The organism is Nocardioides pelophilus (genome assembly GCF_014180685.1).
Taxonomy (GTDB): Bacteria; Actinomycetota; Actinomycetes; order Propionibacteriales; family Nocardioidaceae; genus Nocardioides; species Nocardioides pelophilus.
Genome location: NZ_JACEHF010000202.1, coordinates 1 through 6,867, shown reverse-complemented (window position 1 = coordinate 6,867; position 6,867 = coordinate 1). Strand labels below are relative to the sequence as shown.

Annotated in this window: 9 protein-coding genes; 6 read left to right on the top strand and 3 right to left on the bottom strand. The window is 70.6% G+C overall.

Annotation, left to right across the window (positions count from 1 at the left end; all coding sequences use genetic code 11):
• The first annotated feature begins 163 nt into the window (after positions 1 to 163).
• From H0488_RS20930 to H0488_RS20915, 4 genes are read left to right on the top strand one after another with little or no spacing between them, the layout of a single operon-like run.
• Positions 164 to 1,144, top strand: a complete 981-nt coding sequence (locus H0488_RS20930; RefSeq protein ID WP_183101154.1) for a Bug family tripartite tricarboxylate transporter substrate binding protein — start codon at positions 164 to 166, stop codon at positions 1,142 to 1,144.
• A complete protein-coding gene (locus tag H0488_RS20925) occupies positions 1,141 to 1,665 on the top strand; it encodes a tripartite tricarboxylate transporter TctB family protein (RefSeq protein ID WP_183101153.1) in 525 nt (174 codons plus the stop codon). The genes H0488_RS20930 and H0488_RS20925 overlap by 4 nt, the downstream gene beginning before the upstream one ends.
• A 1-nt stretch (position 1,666) precedes the next feature.
• The gene (locus tag H0488_RS20920; protein WP_183101152.1) at positions 1,667 to 3,181 is read left to right on the top strand and encodes a tripartite tricarboxylate transporter permease; all 1,515 of its coding nucleotides are present in this window, start codon (positions 1,667 to 1,669) and stop codon (positions 3,179 to 3,181) included.
• On the top strand, positions 3,178 to 3,597 hold the full coding sequence (locus tag H0488_RS20915) for a universal stress protein (protein WP_183101151.1): 420 nt from the start codon (positions 3,178 to 3,180) through the stop codon (positions 3,595 to 3,597). Before H0488_RS20920 ends, H0488_RS20915 begins: the two co-directional genes overlap by 4 nt.
• Positions 3,598 to 3,621: 24 nt before the next feature.
• On the opposite strand, the gene H0488_RS20910 is transcribed toward H0488_RS20915, so the two are convergent.
• A complete protein-coding gene (locus H0488_RS20910; protein ID WP_183101150.1) occupies positions 3,622 to 4,215 on the bottom strand; it encodes a DUF2017 domain-containing protein in 594 nt (197 codons plus the stop codon).
• Positions 4,216 to 4,231: 16 nt separating this feature from the next.
• Positions 4,232 to 4,516, bottom strand: coding sequence for an ATP-dependent Clp protease adapter ClpS (clpS, locus tag H0488_RS20905; protein ID WP_376768492.1), 285 nt, complete (start codon positions 4,514 to 4,516; stop codon positions 4,232 to 4,234).
• A 149-nt stretch (positions 4,517 to 4,665) separates the two neighbouring features.
• On the opposite strand from clpS, the gene H0488_RS20900 reads away from it, so the two are divergent.
• Both H0488_RS20900 and H0488_RS20895 read left to right on the top strand, forming a co-directional pair.
• Positions 4,666 to 5,172, top strand: coding sequence for an ArsR/SmtB family transcription factor (locus tag H0488_RS20900; protein ID WP_220794849.1), 507 nt, complete (start codon positions 4,666 to 4,668; stop codon positions 5,170 to 5,172).
• Entirely contained in the window at positions 5,169 to 6,413 is a 1,245-nt protein-coding gene (locus H0488_RS20895) for an MFS transporter (protein ID WP_183101148.1), read from the top strand. Before H0488_RS20900 ends, H0488_RS20895 begins: the two co-directional genes overlap by 4 nt.
• Here the strand turns inward: H0488_RS20895 and H0488_RS20890 are convergent.
• Positions 6,382 to 6,867: DUF1697 domain-containing protein (locus tag H0488_RS20890; RefSeq protein ID WP_183101147.1), on the bottom strand; the 486-nt coding region annotated here is incomplete at its 5' end. The two genes, H0488_RS20895 and H0488_RS20890, sit on opposite strands and share 32 nt — an antisense overlap.

Here is a 6,867-nt window from a genome sequence, read left to right as displayed (position 1 = left end):
GGCCAGCGCCAGCCCGCCGCGACGCCAGCGGAACGCGTTCGTCAGTGCGACCACAACGTCCACAACCTCCTTTGCGTTCGCAAGAGTGACGGGCGCCACAGCACGCAGACATGCTGGCACGGATCGAGCGTGAACCCGCTCACACCCAATCCTGGAGGTTCCCATGCATCGGAGTCGGCTCCTGGCCGCACTCACCGCCGTCGTGGTCCTCGTGGTCGCCAGCGGTTGCGGCGTGACCCGCGACTCGGACGACCCCAGCAACCGCCGGCTGCGGATGATGATCCCCAACAGCGCCGGCGGCGGCTACGACCTCACCGGTCGCGCCGCGGTCCGGGCGATGGAGGAGAACGAGCTCACCGGCCGGTTCGAGGTCAGCAACGTCATCGGCGCCAGCGGCACCGTCGCGATGCAGCGCCTGCTCAACGAGGAGGGCGCCGAGGACCTGATCGTGACGATGGGTCTCGGCGTGGTCGGCGCGGTGTACACGAACAAGTCGGACGCCACCCCGACCCGGATGACCCCGATCGCCCGGCTCATCGAGGAGCAGGAGGGCGTCGTCGTACCCGCCGACTCGCCGTACAAGACGATCGAACAGCTGGTCGAGGCCTGGAAGGCGGACCCGGGGTCGATCAACGTCGGCGGCGGTTCCAGCCCCGGCGGACCGGACCACCTGTTCCCGATGCAGCTGGCGGCCGAGGTGGGCATCGACCCCAACGACGTCAGCTACATCTCCTACGACGGTGGCGGTCCGCTCATCGCCGCGCTGCTCGGCGAGAAGATCGACGTCGGCGTGTCCGGCCTCGGCGAGTTCGCCGGCCAGATCGAGAACGGCGACCTCCGGGTGCTCGCCGTCTCCGGCGACGAGCGCCTCAAGGGCGTCGACGCCCCGACGCTGACCGAGTCGGACATCGACCTGGTCTTCACCAACTGGCGCGGCATCCTCGCGCCGCCGGGGATCAGCGACGAGCACCGTGACTACCTGATCGAGCTGATCACCGAGATGCACGAGTCCGACGAGTGGCAGGAAGCGCTGGCCGAGAACGGCTGGATCGACAGCTTCGCCACCGGCGAGGAGTTCGGGACCTTCCTGGAGGAACAGGACGCCCGTGTGGCCGAGACCCTTGAGGAGCTGGGACTGTCATGAGCACCACCACACCCACCCGTCGTGAACCGGGCAGCCGCCCGCTGATCGACAAGGCGCAGTACGGACTGGCGGCGTTCCTCGTGCTCGCCGGCGGCTACGTCCTGCTGGACGCCGTCGGCCTCGAGGACGGGTTCGCCGACCAGCCGGTCCAGCCCTACGCGGTGCCGTACATCGTCGGCGGCGCCCTGGTGCTGCTCGGCATCCTGCTCGCCGTCGCGACCGCGCGTGGGGACATCCCGGAGTCCGACGAGGGCGAGGACATCGACCTCACCCAGGGCACCGACGTCCGGACGGTCGGGATGCTCGCGGCGGTCCTCATCGCCAACCTCGCGCTCATCAACTTCCTGGGCTGGGCGATCACCGGCGCCCTTCTCTTCGTCGGCGCGACCCGCGCGCTCGGCAGCCGGACCCTGATCCGGGACATCGGAGTGGGCGTCGCCCTCTCCGTCGGCTCTTGGTACGTCTTCTACGTCGGGCTCGGCGTGCCGATCCCGGCCGGCATCCTGGACGGAGTGCTCTGACATGGACCTGTTGCTCGAGGGCTTCCAGCAAGCCCTGACCCCCACGAACCTCCTGTTCGCCTGCCTCGGCGTGCTCCTGGGCACCGCGGTCGGCGTGCTGCCCGGCATCGGCCCGGCCATGGCGCTGGCGCTGCTGCTGCCGGTGACCTACAGCGTCGGCGCGGACAGCGCGATCATCATGTTCGCCGGCGTCTACTACGGCGGCATGTACGGCGGCTCGACCACCTCGATCCTGCTCAACACCCCCGGCGAGTCGTCGTCGGTCGTCACCGCGATCGAGGGCAACAAGATGGCGAAACGGGGCCGCGCCGCCCAGGCGCTGGCCACCGCCGCGATCGGCTCCTTCATCGCCGGCACGATCGGCACCGTCCTGCTCTGGATCCTGGTGCCGCGGGTCTCCGACGTGGTCGTCGAGCTCGGCGCTCCGTCGTACTTCGCCTTGATGCTGCTCGCCTTCCTCGCCGTCACCACCGTGCTGGGGGCGTCGAAGCTGCGCGGCTTCATCTCGCTGTTCCTCGGACTCGCGATCGGACTGGTCGGCACCTCGACGGGCCAGGCCAGGTTGACCTTCGGCGAGGCGAAGCTCGCCGACGGCATCGACATCGTCGTGGTCGCGGTCGCGATCTTCGCGATCGGCGAGGCGCTCTGGGTCGCCGCCCACCTGCGCCGCAAGCCGCTCGAGATCATCCCCGTCGGGCAACCGTGGATGGGCCGCCAGGACTGGAAGCGGTCGTGGAAGCCCTGGCTGCGCGGCACCGCCTACGGATTCCCGTTCGGCGCGCTGCCCGCGGGCGGCGCCGAGATGCCGACGTTCCTGTCCTACGTGACCGAGAAGAAGCTGACCCGGCACCCCGAGGAGTTCGGCAAGGGCGCCATCGAGGGCGTCGCCGGACCGGAGGCCGCGAACAACGCGTCCGCCGCCGGCACCATGCTCCCGCTGCTCACCCTCGGGCTGCCGACCACCGCGACCGCGGCGATCATGCTCTACGCCATCCAGAGCTACGGCATCCAGCCCGGTCCGCTGCTGCTCGACAACGAGCCCGGCCTGGTGTGGGCACTGCTCGCCAGCCTCCTCATCGCCAACACGCTGCTGCTCGTGATCAACCTGCCGCTGGCCCCGCTGTGGGCGAAGCTGCTGCGGATCCCGCGGCCGCAGCTGTACGCCGGCATCCTCTTCTTCGCCACCCTCGGCGCCTACAGCGTCAACTTCCAGGCGTTCGACCTGGCGCTGCTGCTGGCGTTCGGCGTGCTGGGCTTCGCGATGCGGAGGTTCGGCATCCCGGTGCTGCCCCTCATCGTGGCCGTGATCCTCGGCCCGGAGATGGAGAGGAAGCTGACCGAGGCCCTGGCGCTCTCCGGCGGAGAGGTGAGCACCCTCTGGGGCGAGCCGGTCGCGGTGGTCGTCTACGTCGTCATCGCCCTGATGTTGGCCGCCGTGGCCATCAACGGCCTTCGCCCCCCGGCACCGGCCCAACCCGAGATCGCGGACGACGAGAAGGAGCTGGTGGAGCGATGAGCACGACGAACCCGTTGCAGCCGAAGTGCGTGGTCGCGGCCTACAGCGCCGATGTCTACGGCCGGGCAGCCGTCGAGCACGCCGAGGCGATCGCCCTGGCATCCGGCGCGCGGCTCGTGGTGGTCAACGCCACCCGGGGCGACAGCCTGGTCGACGACCGCTTCGCCCACGAGGACGAGGTGGAGTCCCTGCGGGAGCGGCTCGCGACCGAGGGCATCGAGGTCGACATCCGCCGCGACGTTGTACCGGATGTCGCGGAAGCGGTTCTCGAGGCCGCCCGCCAGAGCTCGGCCGACGTGATCATCGTCGGCGTCCGGCACCGGACGCCCGTCGGCAAGCTGCTCCTCGGCAGCGTGGCGCAGCGGGTGATCCTCGACGCGCCGTGCCCCGTGCTGGCGGTCAAGCCACCGCGCTGAGGCGGGCTCGCTGAGGCTCGGCGATCAGCGTAGGACCGCGTGGACGAGGGTCTCCTGGAGGTAGCCGAGCCACTCGTAGATGTGGTGGGCCTGGCCGCGGGGGTCGTCGTCGGGGAGGGCGTACCAGTACTCCTCGTCGCCCTCCTCGACCCCGAGCCGGGTGCCGAGCGCCAGCCGGAGGTCGGTCAAGGCCCGCATCCAGATCTCGGCGGTCGGCAGGTCGAGGTCGACGTCGATCGTCAGCTCCTCCGGCCCGGGCTCGGCCGGCAGCCCGGCCTCCTCGAGGGTGTCGATGATCGTGCCGGCCGCCTGTGCCTTGCCGTCGCGGAGCGAGCCCTCGGTGTAGCGCCGGAACTCGGCCGCAGCCTCGTCGTCGTCGCGGTAGGCGTTGGGGAACAGGCGGGCCAGGACCGGGTCGTCGGGAGCGGTGGTCGGCCCGGAGAACTCGCCGCCGACGAACAGCGCCTCGAGCGGGTCGGCGCTCTCGCTGGGCATCGCCTCCTCGTTGCGCAGCAGCTCGACCAGCTGCGCGGCGAGCGAGCGCAGCAGGTCGGCCTCGAACCCGGAGAGGGTCGCGATGATGTGCTTGCTCCGGCGGTGCCGGACGAATCCCGCCATGTCGGTCAGGCTCCCGTCAGTCGCTCTTCGCGAGCGTCGCCCACAGGCCGTACTCGTGCATCGCCTGGACGTCGCGCTCCATCTCCTCGCGCGTCCCGCTGCTCACCACCGACCTGCCGTCCTCGTGGACCTCGAGCATCAGCTTCTCCGACTTCTTCTTCGAGTAGCCGAAGTACTTCTGGAAGACATAGGTGACGTAGGACATCAGGTTGACCGGGTCGTTCCACACCACGGTCACCCAGGGCGTGTCGGTGAGTGTGATCTCGTCCGGGGTGAGGTCCTCCTCGACTCCCGGATCCACCTCGACGGGGCTGGCGGTCGTCACCCGCCCATGGTGGCACAGCGCCGACTCGGCGGGACGGGGAGACTGCCCAATAAACGTTTGACAGTACGCCGACGCGGGTGGTTCACTACCCGCGAGAAACTCCCCAACGAGCCTTTGGCGGTGCCGTGACAGCCGAGCAGATCTCCTCCTTGCGGGCGACTGCGCACCCGCTCCGACTCCGGATGCTCTCGCTGCTGACCGGCAGCGCGATGAGCGCGGCCGAGGTGGCGCGGGAGCTCGGGATCACCCACGCGAACGCGTCGTACCACCTCCGACTGCTCCACGACGCCGAGCTGGTGGTGGTCGACGGGGAGGAGCGGATCCGCGGGGGCGTGGCGAAGCGGTACCGCTACCCGCACGAGCGGCCGGAGCCGAAGCCGAGCGAGGAGGACCTGGCCGCGCAGATCGAGGCGATGTGCAGCGAGCTGAAGCGGCGCTCCACGCACCGCAAGCCCGGCAAGGGCAACTTCACCGACGCCGAGCTCTGGGTCACCCCCGACACCTGGGAGCAGGCGCTCGACCTGGTCACCCGGGCGTCGATGCTCCTCCACGAGGAAGCCAAGCGCCCGCGCACGAAGGGCACGGCGCCAGTCAACCTGACCGTGGCGGCGTTCCGGCTGGAGCAGCGGTGAACGGCCCGGCCCTCGCACCGCTGCGCGACCGCCGGTTCCGGTGGTACTTCGCCAGCCGCGCCGTCGACATGGTCGGCGACTTCATGGGCCACATCGCGCTCGCCTTCGCGGTGCTCGAGGTCAGCGACTCCCCGAGCGCCCTCGGCGCCGTGCTCGCGGCCCACAGCATCCCGATGGTCGCGTTCCTCCTGATCGGTGGCGTGCTCGCCGACCGGTTCGGCCGCACCCTGATCATCCAGCTGAGCAACATCACCGCCGGCCTCACCCAGCTCGCCATCGCCGCGCTGGTCCTCAGCGGCCACGCCGAGATCTGGCAGCTGGTCGTGCTCACCGCGATCAACGGGGTCGCGGCCGCCGCCAACCAACCCGCCCTCGCCGGCCTGCTCCCCCAGCTGGCACCGAAGGGCTCGCTCCAGCAGGCCAACGTGCTCAACGGCCTGCTGCGCAACATCGCGCTGGTCTTCGCGCCGGCCCTCGGCGGCGCCCTGGTCGTCGGCGTCGGCGCCGGGTGGGCGATCGCGGTCAACGGCATCACCTACCTGGTCGCGGCGGCCCTCCTGGTCCCGATCAAGCTCCCCCCGCCGCCTGCCCGCGCCGACCGGACCGGCGTCCTCGAGGACCTGCGCACCGGATGGGCGTTCTTCCGCGGCACGACCTGGCTCTGGGTGATCGTGCTCGCCTTCGGCGTCCTCAACGCGCTGTCCAGCGGCGGCAACGGGACCCTGGGGCCGGCGTACGCGAAGGCCAGCGCCATCGGCGTCGGCGGGTGGGCGCTGATCGTCTCGGCCGGTGCGTGCGGGCTGGTGCTCACCTCCCTGATCCTGCTCCGCGTGCCGCTGCGCCGCCCGCTCCTGTGGGGCATGCTCGGCTGCTCGCTGCACGGCGCGCCGATGATCGCGCTCGGCCTCACCGACCAGCTGTGGATCGTCGTGGTCGCGGCCTTCGTCGGCGGCGCCGGCATCGAGATCTTCGGGCTCGGCTGGGACCTCGCCATGCAGGAGCACGTGCCGGCCGACATGCTGTCGCGGGTCTACTCCTACGACATGCTCGGCTCGTTCATCGCGATCCCGGTCGGACAGCTGGCGTTCGGTCCGCTCGGCGCCGCCTTCGGCCTCCAGCACGTGATCCTCGCCGCGGGCCTCGCCTACTTCACCATCGCGCTGGCCACCCTGGTCTCACGGTCGGTGCGCACCATGACCCGCGCGGAGACTACGAGCACCACATCCGAGCCAGTGTCGTGACGACGTTGAAGTTGCGGTTGGTGGCCACCACACCCAGCACCTTCTCCACGCCCCACGGATCGACGCCGCCGGCCTGGTAGCCCTCCCCGAACAGCAGGTGCACCGCCCGGCCGCGCACGACCACCTGGTCAGCCGCGCCGTCCTTCGCGAGCAGCGCGTCGACCCGCTCCTGGTCGGGCTCGTCCTTGAGCAGGTAGAGGTAGTGGCGCTCCAGGTCCGGGCGGGTCAGCTCTTCGGCGTCCGCCGCGATCCGCGCCAGCTCGGCGGGCGTGAACACCAGCGTGGGTACGGCGAACCCGGCCTGCTCCAGATAGGCCTCCTCGAGCACCGCCTCGACCCGAGCACGTGACCGCAGCCGCGAGGTCAACCGCACGTTGCCGGTGTTGATGTAGGTGGCGACGTCGGACCCGCCCGCCGCCTCGGTCGCCGCGATGATGTCGGCCTTCGGGAACTT

Coding starts and splice junctions, on each gene's coding strand:
- H0488_RS20915 (WP_183101151.1), top strand. CDS start 3,178: ATGAGCACGACGAACCCGTTGCAGCCGAAGTGCGTGGTCGCGGCCTAC.
- H0488_RS20930 (WP_183101154.1), top strand. CDS start 164: ATGCATCGGAGTCGGCTCCTGGCCGCACTCACCGCCGTCGTGGTCCTC.
- H0488_RS20925 (WP_183101153.1), top strand. CDS start 1,141: ATGAGCACCACCACACCCACCCGTCGTGAACCGGGCAGCCGCCCGCTG.
- H0488_RS20910 (WP_183101150.1), bottom strand. CDS start 4,215: ATGGCGGGATTCGTCCGGCACCGCCGGAGCAAGCACATCATCGCGACC.
- H0488_RS20920 (WP_183101152.1), top strand. CDS start 1,667: ATGGACCTGTTGCTCGAGGGCTTCCAGCAAGCCCTGACCCCCACGAAC.